This window comes from Microbacterium sp. BE35, assembly GCF_031457705.1.
GTDB lineage: Bacteria > Actinomycetota > Actinomycetes > Actinomycetales > Microbacteriaceae > Microbacterium > Microbacterium trichothecenolyticum.
Genome location: NZ_JAVDXD010000006.1, coordinates 1 through 20,872, shown reverse-complemented (window position 1 = coordinate 20,872; position 20,872 = coordinate 1). Strand labels below are relative to the sequence as shown.

Sequence of the window (20,872 nt, the reverse complement as noted above, 5' to 3'; positions counted from 1 at the left end):
AGAATCCAACGGGCGGACGAAGCTGTGGGCATTGCCCGAGCTCTCGTCCTCCCGATGGATTCTCGCGGAGATGAGGCAGCGCGGACGGATGCTGCGGGGCCGGGCTCGCGCAGAGCTCAGGACACAGGAGTCGGGGTCGGGGTGGGCGTCGGGGTGGGGGTGGGGGCCGGGATCGGGGCGAAGACGCCGGGCCACAGCGCCGCGGCCAGGGGATACCCCACGAATGCGACGACGTCGAGGAGCGTGTGCGCGATCACGAGCGGCATGATGCGACCCCAGCGCCGATAGCACCAGCCGAAGACCACGCCCATCACGAAGTTGCCGACGATCGCACCGATGCCCTGGTAGGCGTGGTAAGCGCCGCGCAAGCCGGCGGAGGTCAGGATGATGGCCCAGTCGTTCCAGCCGAACCGTCGCAGCCGGTCGAAGAGGTAGCCGATGAAGATCACCTCTTCGGTCAATCCCGCCCGCAGTGCCGACAGCACCAGCAACGGCACGGTCCACCACGCCGCGTCGAGGGGAGAGGCGACCACTGCGACCGTGATCCCGAGCGCGCGCCCGGCCGCGTAGAGCGCGAGCCCCGGCACGCCGATGACCGCGGCGAGGAGGATGCCGCGGCCGAGGTCTCCGCCGAACCGCGAGAAGTCCAGCCCGATGCGGCGCAGCGCATTGCTGCCGGGCTCCCACAGCAGGTACACGACGAGCGCCACGAGGGCGAGCGCGAAGAAGACGGCGAGCACCTGGTACACGACATCCCAGACCGCCTGCGCGTCCCTCGACGGGTTCACCTGGGTCTGCTGCTGGCCGAGCGGAACGGGCGCGAGGAGTTTGCGCACGAGCGACAGCACCGAGTACAGCGCGGACTGGCCGACCGTGATCGCGAGGACGATCCAGACCTCCCACGTGAGGCGTCGGCGGTCATACGGCGTGAGGGGCGAAAGGGTAGTCGAATCCCTCTGACCTGTGGGCCGGTTCGGCGGCGTCATCTTGTCAGATTGTCACACTCCGCGTCGATTGAGTTAAGGCTCTGTAACGTTTTCGCCGATCGTTTTGACCATCTCACAACCGGTGCTTATCGTTTTCCCATCCGCGCGCAGGTCCGGCTTCCGGCCGGATCCGCGCGCATTACCCTGCACAGAGGAGACACAAGTGTCTGACAAGACGACGTGGCGCATGCGCGCACTCGGAGTCGCGGCGGGCGTCGGCGTGACCGCATTGGTCCTCGCCGGCTGCTCGACGACCCCACCGGCGACGGAGGAGACCGGGGACACCGCCGACGCCGCGGTGACCATCGCTGAGGTGAACGAGTTCACGGGTACGAACTCGAACAGCGACAACGGCAACCTCGACATCAACGGCAAGGTCAACTACCTGACCCGCGCCGGCTTCTACTACGTCAGCGACACCTACGAGGTCGTCCCTGACGAGTCGTTCGGCAAGATGGAGGTCGTCAGCGAGGACCCCCTCCAGGTCAAGTACACCCTCAACGACGGCCTCGAGTGGTCCGACGGCGAGCCCATCACGACCGACGACCTGATCTTCGGCTGGGCTGCGACCTCGGGCATCTTCGACGACGCGACGCTCGACCCCGAGTCGGGTGAGCCGGTCAGCGGCACGAAGTACTTCGCGTACGCGGGCAGCACCGAGGGTGTCAACGCCTCGACGATCACGGATGTCGCCGATGACAAGCTCTCGCTCACGCTCGAGTACGACGTCCCCTTCGTCGACTGGAACATCGTCGGTCTCATCGACCAGCCGGTCCACGTCGTCGCCGAGAAGGCCGGCGTCGACCAGGCGGAGCTCATCGACACGATCCTGACCAGCCCGCGCGGCGACGCCGCTGCTCCGGCTCCGGTCAACGAGACGCTCAAGGCTGCGGCTGACTTCTGGAACTCGGGCTTCGACATGACGTCGCTGCCGGACGACCCGTCGCTGTACCTCTCGAGCGGCCCGTGGATCATCGACTCGTGGGAGCCCACGCAGTCGATGACGCTGAAGCTCAACGACAAGTACACCGGTGACCTCAAGCCGCAGTTCTCCGAGATGGTCATCCGCTTCATCGGTGACGCTCAGGCTCAGGTGACCGCCCTCCAGAACGGCGAGGTCGACGTGATCGCCCCGCAGGCGAGCGGCGACACCCTCACCGCGCTGCAGGCGATCGACGGCGTCGAGGTCCTCCAGGGCGATGCGCTCAACTACGACCACCTCGACCTGACGTTCGCCGGCCCCTTCGCCGAGAAGAACGTCCGCGAGGCGTTCCTCAAGACGATCCCGCGTCAGCAGCTCGTCGACACGCTCATCAAGCCCGTCAACCCCGAGGCTGAGGTTCTCAACTCGAACCTCTTCATCCCGGCCCAGAAGCCGTACGAGGACGCTGTCGCGGCCAACGGCTCGGACGCGTACGCCGACGTCGACATCGAGGGCGCCAAGGAGCTCCTCGCCGGTGCGACCCCGACGATCCGCCTCATGTACAACATCAACAACCCGAACCGCGTCGCGGCGTTCGAGGCCATCCAGGCCTCGGCTTCGCAGGCCGGCTTCGTGATCGAGGATGTGGGCCGTGAGGACTGGAGCGCGCAGCTCGGTTCGGACATCTACGACGCCGTCATCTTCGGCTGGATCTCGCCCGGTGTCGGCAACGGCACCATCCCGCAGATCTTCGCCAGCTTCGGTGGCAGCAACTTCAACAAGTACGCCAACGACACCGTCGACGAGATCGCTCGCACGATCCCGCAGACGCTCGACACCGACAAGATCGACGAGATGACGATCGAGGCGGACACCGAGCTGTTCTCCGACGCGTACGGTCTGCCGCTCTTCCAGGGCCCCGGCCTTGAGGCGCACACCGACCGCGTCGAGGGCATCACCTTCATGGGCAACCAGACCGGTGTGTTCTGGAACTTCTGGGAGTGGACGGTCACCGGTTAATCCGGTGACGATCTGAAACACCACGCCATGGGGCGTCGGGTGCTAACAGCCCGGCGCCCCGTGCGTGTGTCTTCCCGTCCCCAGCCGGCGAACCCGACGCCCGGCCTCTGCTGCCGTCGTCGCCCGCCTGCTACCTTTTCTGCATGAAGGGCCAGCCCAGTGCTTAGCTTCGTTCTGCGGCGCATCGGGGTTTCGATCCTGATCCTCATCGCCGCATCCTTCCTGATGTACACCCTCGTGGCTCTTGCCAAAGACCCGCTCGAGGACCTGTACGCCTCCAACAGCCCGAACCGCGACGCGCTGATCGCACAGCGCATCGCGTGGCTGAACCTCGACCAGCCCATCCCCGTCCGCTGGTTCAACTGGCTGCTCGGCGCCGCACGCTGCGTCATCCCGTTCGGCGGCTGCGACCTCGGCGTCACCATCCAGAACCAGCCGGTGACGATCGTCCTCGCACGTGCGATGGGCGCGACGCTCCAGCTCGTCACCGCTTCGACGATCCTCGCCATCGTCCTCGGCGTGCTCGTCGGCATCGTGTCGGCGCTTCGCCAGTACAGCGCGATCGACTACTCGTTCACGTTCGCCAGCTTCCTGTTCTACTCGCTGCCGTCGTTCGTGATGGGTGTTCTCCTCAAGGTCTTCTTCGCCCTCGGCTTCAACGACTGGCTCGACAGTCCGGTGTTCACATGGCCGTGGATCATCGCACTCAGTCTCGTCTCCGGCGTCTTCTGGCAGGCGATCATCGGCGGACCCAGGCAGCGCCGCCTGATCGTCTTCGCCGCCTCCGTGGTGACCAGCGGAGCGATGCTCTACGGCATGAGTGTGACGGCGTGGTTCCTCAACCCGTCGCTCGGACCGATCCTCACGCCGCTGCTGATCGCGGCGTTCGCGGCGGGCATGGTCCTCATCATCGCCGGACCCCGTGCGCGCTACGCGTGGCGCACCGCCGGTGTCACCGCGATCGTGCTCATCGCGGCGTACTTCGTGCTGCAGCCGTTCCTCAAGTCGTTCAACGGCTGGGGGGTCCTCGCCCTGTTCGTGGCGGCGGCTCTCGTCGGCGCGGCGGCGGGCTGGTTCCTCGGTGAGTACGACAAGGGCCAGGCGATCCGCATCGGCGTGCTCTCGGGTCTGCTCGGTATGGGCGTGATCGTCCTGGATCAGTTCATGCAGAACTGGAACTCGTACGTCAACAACCCGAAGGTGAACGGGCGCCCGATCGCGACCATCGGTTCGCAGACGCCCAACCTGCAGGGCGACTGGTGGATTCAGAGCATCGACACCTTCACCCACCTGCTGCTGCCCACCATCAGCCTCATGCTGATCTCGTTCGCGGCGTACACGCGCTATGCGCGTGGCGGCATGCTCGAGACGCTGAACCAGGACTACATCCGCACGGCTCGCGCGAAGGGTCTCCCCGAACGGACCGTGGTCGTGCGCCACGCGTTCCGCAACTCGCTCATCCCGATCACCACGATCGTCGCGGCCGATGTCGGCGCGCTGATCGGTGGTGCGATCATCACCGAGCGCATCTTCGCGTTCAGCGGTATGGGCGCGCTGTTCAACCAGGGTCTGCAGCACGCCGACCCGAACCCCGTCATGGCGTACTTCGTCGTCATCGCAGTGTTCGCCATCACGTTCAACTTCCTCGCCGACCTCGCGTACTCGGCGATCGACCCGAGAGTGAGGGTCAAGTAATGTCGATCCCCATCGATCCGGCCCTCGAGCCACCTACCGCCCCCTCCGACGGAGGCGTGCACGTCCAGACCGCCGACGAACGCGGCATCAGCCAGGGACGCCTGACGTTCCGGCGCTTCATCGCCCACAAGCCGGCAGTGGTCAGCGCGATCCTCTTCGTCCTCATCGTCGGCTTCGCCATCTCGGCGACCGGCATCGGCCCCATCCCGGGCTGGTGGAAGTGGAACTACGAAGAGCTGATCCCGATCAGCAACGGCGGCAAGCCCACGCTGACGCTCTGGCCGTTCTCGCTCGGCGATCACCCGTTCGGCCAGAACACGGTCGGCAAGGACTACTTCGCGATGGTCATGCGCGGCCTCGTCAACTCGTCCTACATGATGTTCATCATCGGCCTCATCGGCGCCTTCCTCGGCGTCGTGGTCGGTGCTCTCGCGGGCTACTACCGTGGGTGGGTCGACGCGGTGCTGATGCGCCTGACCGACATCGTCATCGTGATCCCGGTGATCGTGATCGGCGCGGTCGTCGGATCGGCGGTGGGAAACCTCGGTCCGCTGCTGCTGGCGCTGTTCCTCGGATTCTTCGTCTGGACGGGAATCGCCCGACTCGTGCGCGCGGAGTTCCTGACGCTTCGTGAGCGCGAGTTCGTCGAGGCGGCACGCGTGGCCGGCGCATCGGATGTCCGCATCATCTTCAAGCACATCCTGCCGAACGCGATCGGCGTGGTCATCGTGGCGACGACACTGCTGATCGCTGCAGCGATCATCCTCGAGACGTCCCTGTCGTTCCTCGGGTACGGCGTGCGCGCGCCGGACGTGTCGCTGGGTCTGCTGATCTCGGCGAACGAGTCGGCGTTCCAGACGCGCCCGTGGCTGTTCTGGTGGCCGGCGGCGTTCATCGTGATCCTGTCGCTCCTCGTGAACTTCGTCGGCGACGGCCTGCGTGATGCGTTCGACCCGCGTCAGAAGCGCATCGTCTTCCGCAAGGTCAAGGATCTCCCGGAGGATGCGGTCATCGTGGCCGGCACGACCGCCGACGTGCCCGAGGGTGCGCTGGTCACGGCCGGCGGTGCGGCGATCGTCGAGGGCGTCACGAGCGACCGCCCCGACGATGTCCTCGACGACGAGATCGCGCCCGACCCGGATCGCCGCGGATGATGCGCGCCAGGCTCTCAGCCGGTGGCGATGATCAGCGCGATCGACGCCGCGGCGAGCACGATCGACGCGATGAGGAACGTCACGTGCCAGTGGCGCTTGACGGGCGTCTCATCGGCCACGCCGAGTTCCACCTGACCGGCATCGAGGCGGCTGCGCCACGACTCTCGCACGACGAGAGCCGCGTTGCCCGAGTCGGTGCCCATGCGGTCGCTCGGGCGGGCGTCGCCACCGGCGGCGCTCGCCTCGCGGCGGGCCCTCGCGTTGCCCATCATCGTGGTGAAGAAGCCGGGCGCCGGCGCCGACCAGGCAGTGAAGCTGCCGGACGGCGTGTGCAGCGTCAGTGCGCGTGCCGTCTCGACGTGCACGAGGGCCTCCCACGGCACATCGACGTCGTGGCTCACGTTCTCGATGCGCACACCGCGATCCGACACCTCGACGCAGGGGCGCCACAGCGCCATCCAGCCGAGCAGAGCCGCCAGCGGGGCTGCGGCGTAGACCCACGTCAGCCGCGGGTCCGCGCTCCATACGGCGGTGATCACTGCGAGCGCCGCAAGACTCCAGACGATGACGGCAGCAATGCGGTTGAAACGGGAGTCGATGCGGATCGCACGGTCGGTCACCCCCTCATTCTCTCAATCGATCCCACAAGGACCATGAAATGAACGCGTCCCCCACTCCCGTGACCGGCAGTCCGCTGCTGGAAGTGAGCGGCCTGTCCGTGGACTTCGCCGTCGACAACTACTGGGTGCCGGCAGCGAAGAAGCTGAACTACTCCGTCGAGTCGGGCAAGGCCCTCGCGATCGTCGGCGAGTCCGGCTCCGGCAAGAGCGCGAGCTCGATGGCGATGCTCGGGCTCCTGCCGTCCAACGCCCGGGTGACCGGCAGCGTCAAGCTCGCCGGGCGCGAGATCCTCGGCCTCCGCAAGGACGACCTGCGTCGTGTGCGCGGCCGCGAGATCGCGGTGATCTTCCAAGAGCCGATGACCGCGCTGAACCCTGTGTTCACGGTCGGATTCCAGATCATCGAGACCCTGCGCATCCACCAGGGCATGACGCCGAGTGCCGCGCGCACCCGCGCGCTGGAGCTGCTCGACATGGTGGAGCTGCCCGATCCGCTGAAGGCGTTCAACTCGTATCCGCACCAGCTGTCGGGTGGTCAGCGTCAACGCGCCATGATCGCGCAGTCGATCTCGTGCGATCCTCAGCTGCTGATCGCCGACGAGCCGACCACGGCCCTCGACGTGACCGTGCAGGCCGAGATCCTCGACCTCATGCGGGACCTCCGGCACCGCCTCGACTCGGCGATCCTCATCATCACGCACGACATGGGCGTGGTGGCCGATATCGCCGACGACATCGTCGTGATGCGCAAGGGCGAGATCGTCGAGCGCGGCTCGGTCGATGCGGTGTTCAACCGCCCCACGCACCCCTACACGCAGCAGCTCCTCGCAGCGGTGCCCCGCATCGGCGACGCGCAGGGGGAGTCGATCGACACCACGGCCGCCCTCGCCGGCGACACGTCGGTGATCCGCCTGGCCGAGGTCGCCGCGCGCCAGGACGCTGAGCGCCGCCAGGGCCTGGGCGCCCCCGTGCTCGACTTCCAGGACGTTGCGATCGACTACCCGAAGCGCGGGCGCGTGCCCGCCTTCCGGGCGGTCGAGCATGCGAACTTCTCGATCTACCCGGGTGAGGTCACGGGCCTCGTCGGCGAGTCCGGCTCGGGCAAGACCACAGTCGGTCGCGCCGCCATCGGCCTGCTGCCGATCGCGGAAGGCAGGGCCGAGGTCGTCGGCTCCGACATCTCCAAGGCCGACCGGCGCCTCCTCCACAAGGTGCACAAGGATGTCGGCATCGTCTTCCAGGACCCGTCGTCGTCGCTCAACCCGCGTCTGCCCATCGGCCAGTCGATCGGGGAGCCGATGCTGCTGGCCGGCGTCGCGAAGGGCCGCCAGCTCGACGTGCGTGTGCAGGAGCTGCTGGACTCGGTCGAGCTCCCGCGCTCCTACCGCAACCGCTACCCGCACGAGCTGTCGGGCGGTCAGAAGCAGCGCGTCGGCATCGCGCGCGCCCTGTCGTTGCAGCCCAAGCTGCTCATCGCCGACGAGCCCACCTCGGCGCTGGACGTGTCGGTGCAGGCGACGGTGCTGCAGCTGCTTCGCCAGCTCCAGGCCGACATGGGCTTCGCGTGCCTGTTCATCAGCCACGACCTGGCGGTCGTCGACTCGCTGGCGGACCGCATCATCGTGATGCACCACGGCAAGATCGTCGAGCAGGGTGCGACCGGGCAGATCCTCCGCGCGCCCAAGGAGGACTACACGCGTCGCCTCATCGCCGCCATCCCGGTGCCCGACCCCGAGGAGCAGCGCGTGCGCCGCGAGGCGCGTGCAGCGCTGCTCGAAGCGGGCCTGGAGGGCTGATCCGCCGCCGAAAGGCGATACACAGCAGCGCCCAATAGAATGGGGATGCCGGCATTCCGGCATCCCCATTCTCTTTCAAGGATTCCCTCATGGCGCGCGCCCTCCGTCCGGACCTCCGCAACGTGGCTATCGTCGCTCACGTCGACCACGGCAAGACCACCCTCGTCGACGCGATGCTCCGCCAGACCGGCTCGTTCGGCGAGCACGCGCACGTCGAAGAGCGCGCGATGGACTCGAACGACCTCGAGCGCGAAAAAGGCATCACGATCCTCGCGAAGAACACCGCGATCACCTACAACGGCGCCCACACCGACGTCCCGGTCACGATCAACGTGATCGACACGCCCGGCCACGCCGACTTCGGAGGTGAGGTCGAGCGCGGCCTGTCGATGGTCGACGGCGTCGTGCTCCTCGTCGACGCGAGCGAGGGCCCGCTCCCGCAGACCCGCTTCGTGCTGCGCAAGGCGCTCGAAGCGAAGCTGCCCGTCATCCTCCTGGTCAACAAGACCGACCGCCCCGACGCGCGCATCGCCGAGGTCGAGGAAGAGGCTCACGACCTGCTGCTCGGCCTCGCGTCCGACCTTCACGAGGATGTGCCCGACCTCGACATCGACGCCCTGCTCGACGTGCCCGTCGTGTATGCGAGCGGGCGCGCGGGCGCAGCATCCCGCACCCGTCCCGCCAATGGCGAGCTGCCCGACAACGCCGATCTCGAGCCGCTGTTCGAGGCGATCCTCGAGCACGTTCCGGCTCCGGCATACGACGACGAGGCGCCGCTGCAGGCGTGGGTCACGAACCTCGACTCGAGCCCGTTCCTCGGCCGCCTCGCCCTCCTTCGCGTCTTCAACGGCACGCTCAAGAAGGGCCAGACGGTCGCGTGGGTGCGTCACGACGGCACGCACTCGAACGCCCGCATCACCGAGCTGCTCAAGACCCGCGCCCTCGAGCGCTACCCCGCCGAAGAGGCCGGCCCCGGTGACATCGTCGCCATCGCCGGCATCGAGGAGATCACGATCGGCGAGACGATCGCCGACCCCGAGGACGTCCGCCCGCTCCCGGCGATCACCGTCGACGACCCCGCCATCTCGATGACCATCGGAACGAACACGTCGCCGCTGGTCGGCAAGGTCAAGGGTCACAAGGTCACCGCCCGTATGGTGAAGGACCGCCTCGACCGCGAGCTCATCGGCAACGTCTCGCTCAAGGTCGTCGACATCGGCCGTCCCGACGCGTGGGAGGTGCAGGGTCGCGGTGAGCTCGCCCTCGCGATCCTCGTCGAGAACATGCGCCGCGAGGGCTTCGAGCTCACGGTCGGCAAGCCCCAGGTCGTCACGCGCAAGGGTGAGGACGGCAAGATCAAGGAGCCCTTCGAGCACCTCACCATCGACGCCCCCGAGGAGTACCTCGGCGCGATCACCCAGCTGATGGCGTCGCGCAAGGGCCGCATGGAGACGATGGTCAACCACGGCACGGGCTGGGTGCGCATGGAGTTCATCGTTCCCTCGCGCGGTCTCATCGGCTTCCGCACCGAGTTCCTCTCGATGACGCGCGGCACCGGCATCGCCAACGCGATCTCGCACGGCTACGACGACTGGGCAGGCCACATCGTCGCCCGCCAGAACGGCTCGATCGTCGCCGACCGCTCGGGTGTCGTCACGCCGTTCGCGATGATCGCCCTGCAGGAGCGCATGAGCTTCTTCGTGCAGCCCACCGAAGAGGTCTACGAGGGCATGGTCGTCGGCGAGAACTCGCGCGCCGACGACATGGACGTGAACATCACCAAGGAGAAGAAGCTCACGAACATGCGGTCGTCGACCGCTGACGCGTTCGAGTCGATGACTCCGCCGCGCCTGCTCTCGCTGGAGGAGAGCCTCGAGTTCGCGCGCGACGACGAGTGCGTCGAGGTGACGCCCGAGAAGGTGCGCATCCGCAAGGTGATCCTCGACGCCACCGAGCGCGGCCGCGCCGCCTCGCGCCTCAAGCGCCAGGACGCCAACGCGTAAGCAGTGACACGGATGCCGCGGCCCTGCGCCTTTTCGATGCGCGGGGTCGCGGCATCCGTCGTTGTCAGCCCTTCACCGTCACCGTGATCGGTCGCGCCGTCGTCGATCCCGCGGCGTTGGACAGCACCGCCGTGAACTCGTACGTGCCGGGAGACAGTGCGCCGAGCGACGTCGTCGCGCGTTGGGCGTTGGGTGTCGCGGTCGTGAGAGCCTGACGATCGATTTCGACGCCGTCCTGGAACAGCACGTATTCGCTCGCGTTGGTGCCCCACCACAGGTTCGCCGTGATCGTGACGTCGCCGGTCCGGACGCCGGAGACGCTCAGTGCCGCAATGGCGGGTGCGGCATCCGTCACCGTCACCGTGAGCTTCCGCGACCGCGACTCGCCGTGGGGGTTGAGCGCGACGAGCTCGTACGCGTACATGCCGTTCGTCCTGCCGGCGATGTCGAACGCGGTGCGCTGCGCGGCGGGGGACGCCCCGGCCATCGACTGCGCGCCGACGAGCGTGCCGTTCTCGTAGAGCTTGACCACCGTGGCGTTCTGACCCCACCAGAGGTCGGCCGTCACCCGGTAGTCGCCGTCGCGCAGGCCCGTGTCCCAGCCGCTGTCGTGCGACAGCGTGAACGCGCCCGGCGCGCCGGTGGCGACGGGCGTGCCCGAGGCGAGCACGCCCGCGCCGGCTCCCGCACGCACCGTCTCGGCGACGTCGCCGACCGGTGTGAGCGTGTACGCGTAGGCGTCAGCGGGATCCCACCGAACCGCGGGGGACAGCGGGGCGGCGGCGCCGGCGTTGTACGCCGCGAGCACGTCGACGATCTCCCCGTTCACGAGCGTGTCGGTGGCGGACAGCTCGGTGCCGCCCCAGCCGGCGATGATCCGCGAGGCGCTCGCGGGGTCGATCAGCTCGACGGCGTTGGACTCGGCGACGATGCTGCTCTCGCGACCCGCTCCCCAGAAGTACTGGAAGAAGTCGTAGCCTTCCGACGAGCCCCGGGTCGTGGCATCCGTCTGCTCGTACAGGTTGTTGTAGACGTGCACGTCGCCGAAGCGCACGCGCGGGCCGCGCTGGCCGATGTCGGTCCACCGATTGTGGTGCTGCGTGACGCGGTGCTGGCCCCGATCCTGCAGGCGCGAGTCCGACGAGCCGATGATGTCGGTCTTGTCGTGATGCTGCAGCCAGTTCCACGACATGGTGACGAGGTCGGAGCCGTGGGTGATGTCGACGAGCCCGTCGTGCACCTCGAACGGACGCCCGTAGACCGTGTCGAGGCTCGCCGCGGGGTGGTCGCCGTCGCCGAACGTGTTGTGATCGATCCACACGCTCGTCGATGTCCACACCGAGAGGTTGTCGTACGCCGAGTTCCAGTTGCCGCCCGCGTCATTGGCATCCCATTGGGGAAAGCAGTCGTACGCGTCGGACAGCGAGAGGTTGCGCACGATGACGTTCGAGGCGTCGCGGATTCGCAGCGACGCTCCGACGACATGCGCGTCGTCGCCGACGCCGACAAGAGTGACGTTCGAGCCGATGTGCTGCAGCGTGAGCCTCGCCTGCAGCGCCGCGGCCTCTACGCGAGCGGCCTCGAGAGGGCCGGAGGGATCGACCCCGGGTCCGAACGCGGCGATGTAGTCGTCCATCGAGAAGGGCGCGCCGGATCCCGCGACGGTGATCTGCGCGGCGATGTCGTCGCAGGTCGTCCGCGTGCCGTCGGAGCGCAGCCACGGGTCGAGCGTGCCCGTGATGTAAACGATGCGCGGCACGGTGTTGTAGCGCGCGTCGTTCTGCGATCCGCTCGCCCTGCCGGCGAGGGCGTCGCGCAGCTCCTGCCACGTGCCGGCGACGTACACGTCCGCGGGCGAGGCGGCGGAGCCCCCCGTGGTCGGCGCGGCGAGGCGCTGTGCGCGCTCGGGGTACGTGTCGCCGCTCCACGAGGCCCAGCCATCGTCGGGCGCGATGACCTGACGGCCGAGGTCTACGGACGGTGCCGTACCGGATTCCGCGGCTGCAGCGGTCGCCGGTGAGGCGGGCAGCGCGAGCGCTGCGGCCAGGCCCACGGCGGCGACGACGGAGAGTGCCCGCGGTCGTCGGAAGGGCGACGGCGCGGCGCGCTCGGGCAGGGGGAACGGTGTTCGCATGGGACTCCCTCGTCCTGTGCAGAATCCGTGATGAGGACGACGCGGGGCGGCTGTGAAGCTGAGGAAGCGTTTTCTGCGGTTCACCGCCCAGCATGGCAAGCCAAATCGGAAAGCGCAATCCCCGGATGCTGCGTCCCCGAGAGTTCCCCGTGGGCGGCCGTCCCGCCAGACGAGGCCACCGACCCGAGCGCGGCCCGGCGCCCCGTGTGGGACGGTCGGTAGCATGACGAGGTGACCCTCGACCCGCACTTCGACGATGCCCCCAGCGTCGGCGAAGGCCGCAGGGCCGTCCGCGAGGGGCTGGGTGTCGCGCTGGCGACGAGTGCGTACGGCATCTCGTTCGGCGCTCTCGCGGTCACGGCGGGGCTCGATGTCTGGCAGACATGCGTCCTGAGCCTCGTGATGTTCACCGGCGGATCCCAGTTCGCCTTCGTCGGCATCGTGGGCGCCGGAGGACTGGCCGCCGTGCCCGCGGCGATCGCATCCGCGGCGCTCCTCGGGGTTCGCAACGTCGCCTACGGCATCCGGATGTCTCCGGTGATCGGTGCGGGCTTGTGGCGCCGCGCCGCGGCGGCGCAGTTCACCATCGACGAGTCGACCGCGGTGGCGCTCGCTCAGCGCTCACCGCACGCCCGGACCCTGGGGTTCTGGGTGACGGGCATCGGGATCTACATCGGCTGGAACCTGTCGACGCTCGCGGGCGCGCTGCTCGGCGACGTGCTCGGCGACGTCCGGGCGTACGGACTCGACGCCGCCGCCGCGGCGGCGTTCCTCGCCCTCCTGTGGCCGCGCCTGCGCGCCCGCCAGCCCATCGTGGTGGGCGTGGCAGCGGCTGTCGTCGCGCCCGTCCTCACGCCCGTGCTCATGCCCGGTCTCCCGGTCATCATCGCGGCCCTCGTCGCAATCGTGGTCGGCTGGACGAACTGGCTCGGCAAGGACGACCGGGTCGAGTCCGAACCCGACGACGTCGCCGAGAGGGAGGGGCTGCCGTGAACATGTGGACGGCCATCCTCGTGGCCTCGATCATCTGCGTCGCGCTCAAGACCGTCGGGTACCTCATTCCCGCGAGGTGGGTCGAGGCCCCCACGCCGATGCGCATCGCCGATCTCCTCACCGTGGCGCTGCTCGCCGCGCTCGTCGCCGTGCAGACCCTCGGCGCAGGGCAGGCGGTGGTGGTGGATGCACGCGTCCCCGCGGTGCTCGTCGCCGCCGGTCTGCTGATGCTTCGGGCGCCCTTCCTCGTCGTGGTGGTCGCAGCGGCGCTCGTCGCGGCACTCTTGCGCCTCTGGGGCTGGGCGGCGTAGCGGGCGCCTCGGCCCCGATCGCCGTCGAGAGGGGAGAGGCGCACAGGTGAGGTCGGTACGATCAGGGCATGCGCCCTTCCGTCCCCGCCCGCATCGGCAGCTGGATCGTCGCCCTGCTGGTGGGACTGGTGTACGGCGTCGCCGGCACGGTCGCCCACGCGTACGCGATCGGCTGGTTCCCCCTGGGCCTGATCCTCGCTGTGATCGGCTCCGGCGCCCTGCTCGTCGCCGTCCGTCTGCTCACCTCCGACCGCTGGGCGACCCTTGCGACCGGCGCCGGAATGATGCTGTCGACCCTCGTCTTCTCGGGCAGCGGCCCCGGCGGCTCGGTCGTCGTGCCGCAGTCCGAACTCGGGTTGGTGTGGACGATCGCGGTTCCGATCCTCGTGGCGCTGGCCGTGGCCTGGCCGGATCGCATCCCCCGGACGGAGTGAGCTCGTCGCACGGCGGATCCTGATCGGAGGTCGCGGCTAGACTGGCCAGGTGACGTACGTGATCGCCCTTCCCTGCGTGGACGTCAAGGACCGCGCCTGCATCGACGAGTGTCCCGTGGACTGCATCTACGAGGGCGACCGATCGCTGTACATCCACCCCGACGAGTGCGTGGACTGCGGCGCCTGCGAGCCCGTCTGCCCCGTCGAGGCGATCTACTACGAGGACGACCTGCCTGACGAGTGGCAGGACTACTACAAGGCCAACGTCGAGTTCTTCGACGACATCGGCTCCCCGGGCGGCGCCGCCAAGGTCGGCGTCATCCACAAGGATCACCCGATCATCGAGGCGCTCCCGCCGCAGGAACACTGACGTGGGGGTCGCTGACCTCGCCGACTACCCCTGGGACGCCGTGGCGCCGTATGCCGCCCGCGCGCGCTCCCACCCCGACGGCCTCGTCGACCTGTCGATCGGGTCACCGGTCGATGCGACGCCCGCCGTCGTCGCGGACGCGCTTCGCGCCGCAACCGACGCGCATGCGTACCCCCAGACGGTCGGCACCCCCGCGCTGCGGGCGGCCATCGCGAACTGGTACGACCGTCGCCGTGGCGTCCCCGGGCTGACCCCCGAGAACGTGCTCCCGACCGTCGGATCGAAGGAGCTCGTCGCGCTCCTCCCACTGCTGCTGGGCCTCGGGCCCGGCGACGTCGTCGTGCATCCCCGCGCGGCCTATCCGACCTACGAGGTCGGCGCGCGGCTGGTCGGCGCCACGCCCGTCGCCGCCGACGATCCCGCGGAGTGGCCCGAGGGCACCCGTCTGGTGTGGGTGAACTCCCCGGGCAATCCCGACGGCCGCGTGCTGGACGTCGACACCCTGCGCGCGGCGGTGGGACGTGCCCGTGAGCTCGGGGCCGTGCTGGCGTCCGACGAGTGCTACGCAGAACTGGGGTGGGATGCCCCGTGGGACGCCGAACCGGTGCCCTCGGCGCTCGACCCTCGCGTGACCGGAGGCGACCTGCGCGGCATCCTCTCGGTCTACTCGCTGAGCAAGCAGTCGAACCTGGCCGGCTATCGGGCGGCGTTCCTCGCCGGCGATCCCGTCGTGATCGCGCGCCTGCTCACGGCGCGCAAGCACCTCGGACTGATGCTCCCGCTCCCGGTCCAGACGGCGATGACCGCCGCCCTCGACGATGACGTCCACGTCGCGGCGCAGAAGGAGCTGTACCGACGGCGACGCGACGTGCTGCGCCCCGCGGTCGAGGCGGCCGGATTCCGCATCGACGCGAGCGAGGCGGGTCTGTACCTGTGGGCGACCGAGGGGCGCGACGCGTGGGAGAGCCTCGGGCGTCTCGCCGATCTCGGCATCCTCGCCGGCCCCGGCCACTTCTACGGCACGCACTTCCCGCAGCACGTCCGGCTGTCCCTCACGGCGACCGACGAACGCATCGCCGCGGCCGCCGAACGCCTGCGCGCGGCATCAGACATCTCGATCTGAGGATTCCTCTATCGGATGCCGCAGGCCTTTGGCCGTGTCAACAGTAGGCGCGGCGGCGCACTAGGCTGTAAGAACGCGGCGACGCGGCATCCCCCGTCCCGCCCCTCCGTTCTGCTGCAGCCCGTTCCATGGCGCCGCACAGGACTGGACGACACCCCCGGTACGACCAGAAATCGCGAGGAGGCGCCGTGAGCGACGCGGGCACCCACCAGGAGAAGGCCACCCTCACGATCGGTGGCAGCACCGCCGAGTTCCCGCTTCTGCGGGGCACCGACGGCACACCGAGCGTGGACCTCTCCACCCTCACCCGCCAGACCGGCTACACGGCTCTCGACTACGGCTTCGTGAACACCGCGGCGACCAAGTCCGCGATCACGTACATCGACGGCGACGAGGGCGTGCTGCGCTACCGCGGCTACCCGATCGAGCAGCTCGCGAAGAACAGCACGTACCTCGAGGTCGCGTGGCTGCTCATCTACGGCGAGCTCCCGACCGCCGACCAGCTGGCCGAGTTCGACGAGAAGATCCGGCGGCACACGCTGCTGCACGAGGACCTCAAGCGCTTCTTCTCGGCGCTGCCGCACACCGCGCACCCGATGTCGGTGCTGTCGTCGGCGGTCTCCGCGCTCTCGACGTACTACGAGCACCAGTCCGACCCCAACAATCCCGAGCACGTCGAGCTGAACACGATCCGCATGCTCGCGAAGCTGCCTGTGATCGCGGCGTACGCGCACAAGAAGAGCATCGGCCAGGCGTTCCTGTACCCCGACAACTCGCTGGGGTTCGTCGACAACTTCCTCAAGCTCAACTTCGGCGTCCTGTCGGAGGTCTACGAGGTCGATCCGGTGATGTCGCGTGCTCTCGAGCGCCTGCTCATCCTTCACGAGGACCACGAGCAGAACGCGTCGACGTCGACGGTTCGCCTCGTCGGCTCGACCGGTGCGAACCAGTTCTCGTCGATCTCGGCCGGCATCAATGCGCTCTACGGTCCGCTGCACGGCGGCGCGAACGAGGCCGTGCTCGACATGCTGGCGCGCATCCGCGACTCCGGTGAGAGCGTGCAGCGCTTCGTCGAGCGGGTCAAGAACAAGGAAGACGGCGTGAAGCTCATGGGCTTCGGGCACCGCGTCTACAAGAACTACGACCCGCGCGCGAAGCTGGTCAAAGAGTCGGCCGACGAGGTGCTGTCGGCTCTCGGCGTGAGCGACCCGCTGCTGGACCTCGCGAAGGAGCTCGAAGAGATCGCGCTCAACGACGCGTACTTCCAGGACCGCCGCCTGTACCCGAACGTCGACTTCTACACCGGCGTGATCTACAAGGCGATGGGTTTCCCGACACGCATGTTCACGGTGCTGTTCGCCATCGGGCGCCTGCCCGGCTGGCTCGCGCAGTGGCGCGAGGCCGCGAGCGACCCGCAGACCAAGATCGGCCGCCCGCAGCAGCTGTACATCGGCGCAGCGGAGCGCAACTACCCGGGTCTTTCCTGACCAGGAAGTGACGGATGCCGCGCCCCCGAGTGGGGGCGCGGCATCGTCGTCGAGCGGGGTCGTGATCCGGTGAGTCAGCCGACCTCGGAGAGCGCCGCTTCGTCGGCGTTCTCGAGCGAGCCCTGGGCCGCGGCATCCGTCCGTGCACGTGGCCGAACGGTCAGCACCAGGGCCGCGGCGACCACCGCTCCCGCGGCCAGGGTCAGCCAGGCGACGGCGTAGCCGTCGAGCGCGGGGGTGCCGCCGGGTTCGACCGCGCCGAACACTACGGCGGTCGTGAACGCGGAGCCGATCGCCGATCCGATGGTGCGCAGATTGGCGTTGACGCCGGTCGCGATCCCAGTCCGGTCGGCGGGCACGCTCTCGACGATGATGCTCGCCGTCGACGCGTACGCCAGGCCGATGCCCAGCCCGAACACGCCGCCCGCGATCGCCAGCGTGACAAGGGTCTGGTGGTCGACGACGGCGAACACGACGCCGCCCGCCATGAGCAGCGCACCGAGTCCCATCATGAGCCGCAGCGGGATGACCCGGGCGATCGCACCCGTTGCGAATCCGACGCTCGACATTCCGATGAGGAGCGGGAGCAGTGCCACTCCGGCGCCCTGGACGCCGAGGCCGAGACCCCATCCCGAGCTCACCGGCGTCTCGAGGAACTGGGGAAGGTAGCCCCAGAACCCGAACGCGGCTGCGCCGATGAGGAGCGCGGCGGCATTGACGGGCCAGATCGCGCGCGAGGCCATCAGACGCAGGTCGACGAGCGGCTCCGAAGACCGGAGCTCGGAGACCACCCACGCGATCATGAGGAGCGCGGCCGCAGCGAACAGCGCCAGGGTGAGCGGCGCGGTCCAGCCCCAGCGTGCACCGGAGCTGAGCGGAACGAGCAGCGCGATGAGCCAGCCCGACAGCAGAACGGCCGACAGGACGTTGACGCGGCCGACTGCCCGCAGGCCCGCCGGCGGGACGAGCATCATGGTGAGCACGATGCCAGCGACCGCTGCCACGAACGGGACGGCGAAGATCCCGTGCCACCCGAGGAGCTCGGCGAGGGGGCCTGCGAGCACGCTGCCCGCCGCGCCGCCGATGCCGATGATGGCGCTGGTGGCGCCGATCGCGCCGGTGAGCTGGTGGCGGGGCATGACATCGCGGAGCAGGCCGAACGCGAGCGGGAACAGCGCGCCGCCGACGCCCTGGAGCACGCGGGCGAGGATGAGCACCTCGAGGGTCGGAGCGAACGATGCGACGACGTCGCCGATCGCGACGACGGCGAGGACCGCCAGGAACGTGTTGCGGCGGCCACGGAGGTCGCCGATCCGTCCGAGCAGGGGAGTGGCGACGGCCGCGGCGATGAGCCAGGACGTGTTGGTCCAGGATGCCGCATCCGCCGTGACGCCGAAGTCGGCGGCGATGAGGGGGATGACGGGGATGACGAGGTTCTGGAGCAGTGCGAGTGACGCGACGCTGAGAGCGATCGCCGCGAACGCCGCGCGTGGTGTGAACGGGACGGTGGGCATCGACGGGCCTTCCGATGGGTGCGGATCCGATGAATGCGGGATAAAGTGGAGGGAGGTCTCCGAACGGAGGATGCCTCCGCTTTTTGACATTAGCGGAGGGGCCCTCCGTTTCGCAACCACGAGGTTCGCCGACGCCGGAGGGCGCGGCTCGGGTACAGATCGGAATGGTGCAGTCATGGCAGTGGTCGAAGGGGTGTCTGCGCTGGATGCACGTCGTCCGCAGAGGGCCGATGCCGCCAGGAACTTCGATGCGCTCGTGGCCGCCGGACGTGAGGCGTTCGCCGAAGAGGGATCCGGTGCGTCGCTCGAAGACATCGCCCGCCGGGCCGGCGTCGGGATCGGGACGCTGTACCGCAACTTCCCGACCCGCGACGACCTCATCGAGACGCTCTACTTGGGCGAGGTCGACGCGCTCGTCAGGGCCGCCGACGAGGTCTCCGCCCTCGAGCCGTGGGAGGCGCTGCGCGCGTGGCTCGACCGGTTCGTCGCGTACGTCGGCACCAAACACGCGCTGCTCGATGGGCTGAACCGACGTTCACCCGTGCTCGCGGAGTGCCGCACCATCATGCTCTCCGCAGGGGAGCCGCTGCTCGAGAGGGCGCAGGCGGCAGGCGACGTCGACCCCGACATCTCGATCGGCGACGTGGTGAAGCTCGTCTCCGGGGTCGCGGCGGTAGCCTCGTTCGACGACGAGGCTCAGCGCCGACGCGTTCTCAATCTCGCGATCAACGCCATCCGCCGCTGAGGTGTCCGGCCCACGTGCGTGCGTGTCGACCAGTGCCCGCAACGACGAGACCGCCCCGTCGTGGGTGACGGAGCGGTCTCGGCGTGCAGGACTCAGGCGTGGAGCGCCTCGTTGAGCGTGACGCCCACGCCTGCGCGGCGCACGGCCTCGACCGCTCCGGTGAGCGAGTTCCGGCGGAAGAGCAGCCCATCGCTGCCGGACAGGTCCGCACCCTTCGCCGTGGGAAGCGTCCCGTCGGCCCGACGGGGCTCGTCCGCCAGGACGACCTTGGTGCCCGCGGTCACGTAGAGCCCGGCCTCGACGATGCAGTCGTCGCCGAGCGAGATGCCGATGCCGGCGTTCGCGCCGAGCAGCGTGCGGGCGCCGACCGACACCTTGTGGGTGCCGCCGCCGGAGAGCGTGCCCATGATCGAGGCGCCGCCGCCGATATCGCTGCCGTCGCCCACGACCACCCCCTGCGAGATGCGTCCTTCGACCATGCTCTGGCCCAGGGTGCCGGCGTTGAAGTTCACGAAGCCCTCGTGCATGACCGTGGTGCCGGGCGACAGGTATGCACCGAGCCTCACGCGGGACGCGTCGGCGATGCGGACGCCGGGCGGCGTGACGTAGTCGAGCAGGCGGGGGAACTTGTCGAGTCCCTGCACCTGGATGCCCTCGCGAGCGAGAAACGGACGCAGACGCGTCAGCGCGTCGGGATGGATGGGTCCCGCATTGGTCCACGCCACGTTCGGCAGGTGCGCGAAGATCCCGTCGAGGTTCACCTCGTTGGGTCGCACGAGCAGGTGCGAGAGTGCGTGAAGGCGCAGATACGCGTCCGGAGTCGAGGTCGGCGCGGCATCGAGGTCCGTCTCGATCGCGACGACCTCCGCCGTGACGGCGCGTCGTTCGTCGGCCACAGCGAGGCGGTCGAGTTCGTCCGGCGGCATCTGAGGGTCGTAGCCCAGTGGAATGCGTCCGGCAGCGGGGGAGGGGAACCACGTGTCGAGCACGGTTCCGTCTTCGGCGGTCGTCGCGAGGCCGACGCCCCACACCCATCGTTCATCGGTCATGCCTTCAACGCTAGCGCGCGGGGCCAGCTGAAGTTCCGCGTGTTTCCGGGCGAGGAGCGGCGCGACACGCCCGGGATGTGGGGCTGATTCGACCGCCGGGTGGGATCCGCGTAATCTTCTTGCTGTTCGCCCCAAAGGGTAGAGCGGAAGGCCTCAGGGTCTGTCTCCCCTCAAGTAGCGAACCACCCCATCCGAACTGCTCCTGGCGAGCGAGCCGGGTTCCGGTTTAGGATGGGTTTCTTCCACTTCTGTGACTGCTGGCCTCCGGCTGCGGTGAGGTCTTGCGCCTGACTGAGTCGAGTTGACAAGCAGAACCGGATGTGTAAGATGGTGAAGTTGCCCTGCGGTGATGGCTGTGAAGCCGGATCGTTGGTGCGTCCGATCTTTGAGAACTCAACAGCGTGCACTTGTCAAATGCCAATTTTTTCTCTGTCGACCATTTTTTGGTTGGTGGGGGTCTTTTTTGGATCAATTCATGGATGTCAGTTTGATATTCGTTTTTGGTCATGGTTGAAC

The 20,872-nt window shown here is 68.5% G+C and carries 18 protein-coding genes; 13 read left to right on the top strand and 5 right to left on the bottom strand.

Annotation, left to right across the window (positions count from 1 at the left end; translation table 11 throughout):
• Nucleotides 1-116: 116 nt before the first annotated feature.
• The gene (locus J2Y46_RS17890) at nucleotides 117-986 is read right to left on the bottom strand and encodes a CPBP family intramembrane glutamic endopeptidase (protein ID WP_310244170.1); all 870 of its coding nucleotides are present in this window, start codon (nucleotides 984-986) and stop codon (nucleotides 117-119) included.
• Nucleotides 987-1,149: 163 nt separating this feature from the next.
• Here J2Y46_RS17890 and J2Y46_RS17885 point away from each other — a divergent pair, with 163 nt between their 5' ends.
• The 3 genes from J2Y46_RS17885 (at nucleotide 1,150) to J2Y46_RS17875 (ending at nucleotide 5,777) form a co-directional block, all read left to right on the top strand.
• On the top strand, nucleotides 1,150-2,928 hold the full coding sequence (locus tag J2Y46_RS17885; RefSeq protein WP_245619473.1) for an ABC transporter family substrate-binding protein: 1,779 nt from the start codon (nucleotides 1,150-1,152) through the stop codon (nucleotides 2,926-2,928).
• A gap of 159 nt (nucleotides 2,929-3,087) precedes the next feature.
• Nucleotides 3,088-4,623: an ABC transporter permease gene (locus tag J2Y46_RS17880; RefSeq protein ID WP_045296156.1), complete on the top strand. Its 1,536-nt coding sequence runs from the start codon at nucleotides 3,088-3,090 to the stop codon at nucleotides 4,621-4,623.
• Complete coding sequence (locus tag J2Y46_RS17875) at nucleotides 4,623-5,777, top strand: ABC transporter permease (RefSeq protein WP_310244167.1); 1,155 nt, start codon at nucleotides 4,623-4,625, stop codon at nucleotides 5,775-5,777. Before J2Y46_RS17880 ends, J2Y46_RS17875 begins: the two co-directional genes overlap by 1 nt.
• A gap of 14 nt (nucleotides 5,778-5,791) precedes the next feature.
• Here the strand turns inward: J2Y46_RS17875 and J2Y46_RS17870 are convergent, their stop codons facing one another.
• Entirely contained in the window at nucleotides 5,792-6,397 is a 606-nt protein-coding gene (locus J2Y46_RS17870) for a hypothetical protein (protein ID WP_045296158.1), read from the bottom strand.
• Nucleotides 6,398-6,435: 38 nt separating this feature from the next.
• Here J2Y46_RS17870 and J2Y46_RS17865 point away from each other — a divergent pair, with 38 nt between their 5' ends.
• Together J2Y46_RS17865 and typA are read left to right on the top strand one after the other, a co-directional pair.
• The gene (locus J2Y46_RS17865) at nucleotides 6,436-8,193 is read left to right on the top strand and encodes an ABC transporter ATP-binding protein (protein WP_045296159.1); all 1,758 of its coding nucleotides are present in this window, start codon (nucleotides 6,436-6,438) and stop codon (nucleotides 8,191-8,193) included.
• 89 nt (nucleotides 8,194-8,282) lie between these two features.
• The gene (gene typA, locus J2Y46_RS17860) at nucleotides 8,283-10,196 is read left to right on the top strand and encodes a translational GTPase TypA (RefSeq protein WP_310244159.1); all 1,914 of its coding nucleotides are present in this window, start codon (nucleotides 8,283-8,285) and stop codon (nucleotides 10,194-10,196) included.
• A gap of 64 nt (nucleotides 10,197-10,260) precedes the next feature.
• Here typA and J2Y46_RS17855 read toward each other — a convergent pair whose 3' ends face one another.
• On the bottom strand, nucleotides 10,261-12,330 hold the full coding sequence (locus tag J2Y46_RS17855; RefSeq protein WP_310244157.1) for a hypothetical protein: 2,070 nt from the start codon (nucleotides 12,328-12,330) through the stop codon (nucleotides 10,261-10,263).
• Between the two features lie 231 nt (nucleotides 12,331-12,561).
• Here J2Y46_RS17855 and J2Y46_RS17850 point away from each other — a divergent pair, with 231 nt between their 5' ends.
• The 6 genes from J2Y46_RS17850 to J2Y46_RS17825 all read left to right on the top strand — a co-directional run bounded on the left by J2Y46_RS17850 (nucleotide 12,562) and on the right by J2Y46_RS17825 (nucleotide 17,048).
• Nucleotides 12,562-13,323, top strand: a complete 762-nt coding sequence (locus tag J2Y46_RS17850) for an AzlC family ABC transporter permease (protein ID WP_310244154.1) — start codon at nucleotides 12,562-12,564, stop codon at nucleotides 13,321-13,323.
• On the top strand, nucleotides 13,320-13,634 hold the full coding sequence (locus tag J2Y46_RS17845) for an AzlD domain-containing protein (protein ID WP_310244150.1): 315 nt from the start codon (nucleotides 13,320-13,322) through the stop codon (nucleotides 13,632-13,634). Before J2Y46_RS17850 ends, J2Y46_RS17845 begins: the two co-directional genes overlap by 4 nt.
• A 68-nt stretch (nucleotides 13,635-13,702) precedes the next feature.
• Complete coding sequence (locus J2Y46_RS17840; protein WP_310244147.1) at nucleotides 13,703-14,068, top strand: DUF6113 family protein; 366 nt, start codon at nucleotides 13,703-13,705, stop codon at nucleotides 14,066-14,068.
• 49 nt (nucleotides 14,069-14,117) lie between these two features.
• Nucleotides 14,118-14,438: a ferredoxin gene (gene fdxA, locus J2Y46_RS17835; RefSeq protein ID WP_018170155.1), complete on the top strand. Its 321-nt coding sequence runs from the start codon at nucleotides 14,118-14,120 to the stop codon at nucleotides 14,436-14,438.
• A 1-nt stretch (nucleotide 14,439) separates the two neighbouring features.
• Nucleotides 14,440-15,561, top strand: coding sequence for a succinyldiaminopimelate transaminase (dapC, locus tag J2Y46_RS17830; RefSeq protein ID WP_310244143.1), 1,122 nt, complete (start codon nucleotides 14,440-14,442; stop codon nucleotides 15,559-15,561).
• Nucleotides 15,562-15,749: 188 nt separating this feature from the next.
• A complete protein-coding gene (locus J2Y46_RS17825) occupies nucleotides 15,750-17,048 on the top strand; it encodes a citrate synthase (RefSeq protein ID WP_084695376.1) in 1,299 nt (432 codons plus the stop codon).
• 74 nt (nucleotides 17,049-17,122) lie between these two features.
• Here J2Y46_RS17825 and J2Y46_RS17820 read toward each other — a convergent pair whose 3' ends face one another.
• Complete coding sequence (locus J2Y46_RS17820) at nucleotides 17,123-18,562, bottom strand: MFS transporter (RefSeq protein ID WP_310244139.1); 1,440 nt, start codon at nucleotides 18,560-18,562, stop codon at nucleotides 17,123-17,125.
• Nucleotides 18,563-18,737: 175 nt separating this feature from the next.
• On the opposite strand from J2Y46_RS17820, the gene J2Y46_RS17815 reads away from it, so the two are divergent.
• Nucleotides 18,738-19,307 (top strand): helix-turn-helix domain-containing protein, encoded by a 570-nt coding sequence (locus J2Y46_RS17815; RefSeq protein WP_310244137.1) that lies wholly within the window; start codon nucleotides 18,738-18,740, stop codon nucleotides 19,305-19,307.
• A gap of 92 nt (nucleotides 19,308-19,399) precedes the next feature.
• Here the strand turns inward: J2Y46_RS17815 and dapD are convergent, their stop codons facing one another.
• Nucleotides 19,400-20,356: a 2,3,4,5-tetrahydropyridine-2,6-dicarboxylate N-succinyltransferase gene (gene dapD, locus J2Y46_RS17810; protein ID WP_310244134.1), complete on the bottom strand. Its 957-nt coding sequence runs from the start codon at nucleotides 20,354-20,356 to the stop codon at nucleotides 19,400-19,402.
• Nucleotides 20,357-20,683: 327 nt separating this feature from the next.
• Here dapD and J2Y46_RS17805 point away from each other — a divergent pair.
• On the top strand, nucleotides 20,684-20,872 hold a 189-nt coding region (locus tag J2Y46_RS17805), incomplete at its 3' end, for a hypothetical protein (RefSeq protein WP_310244130.1).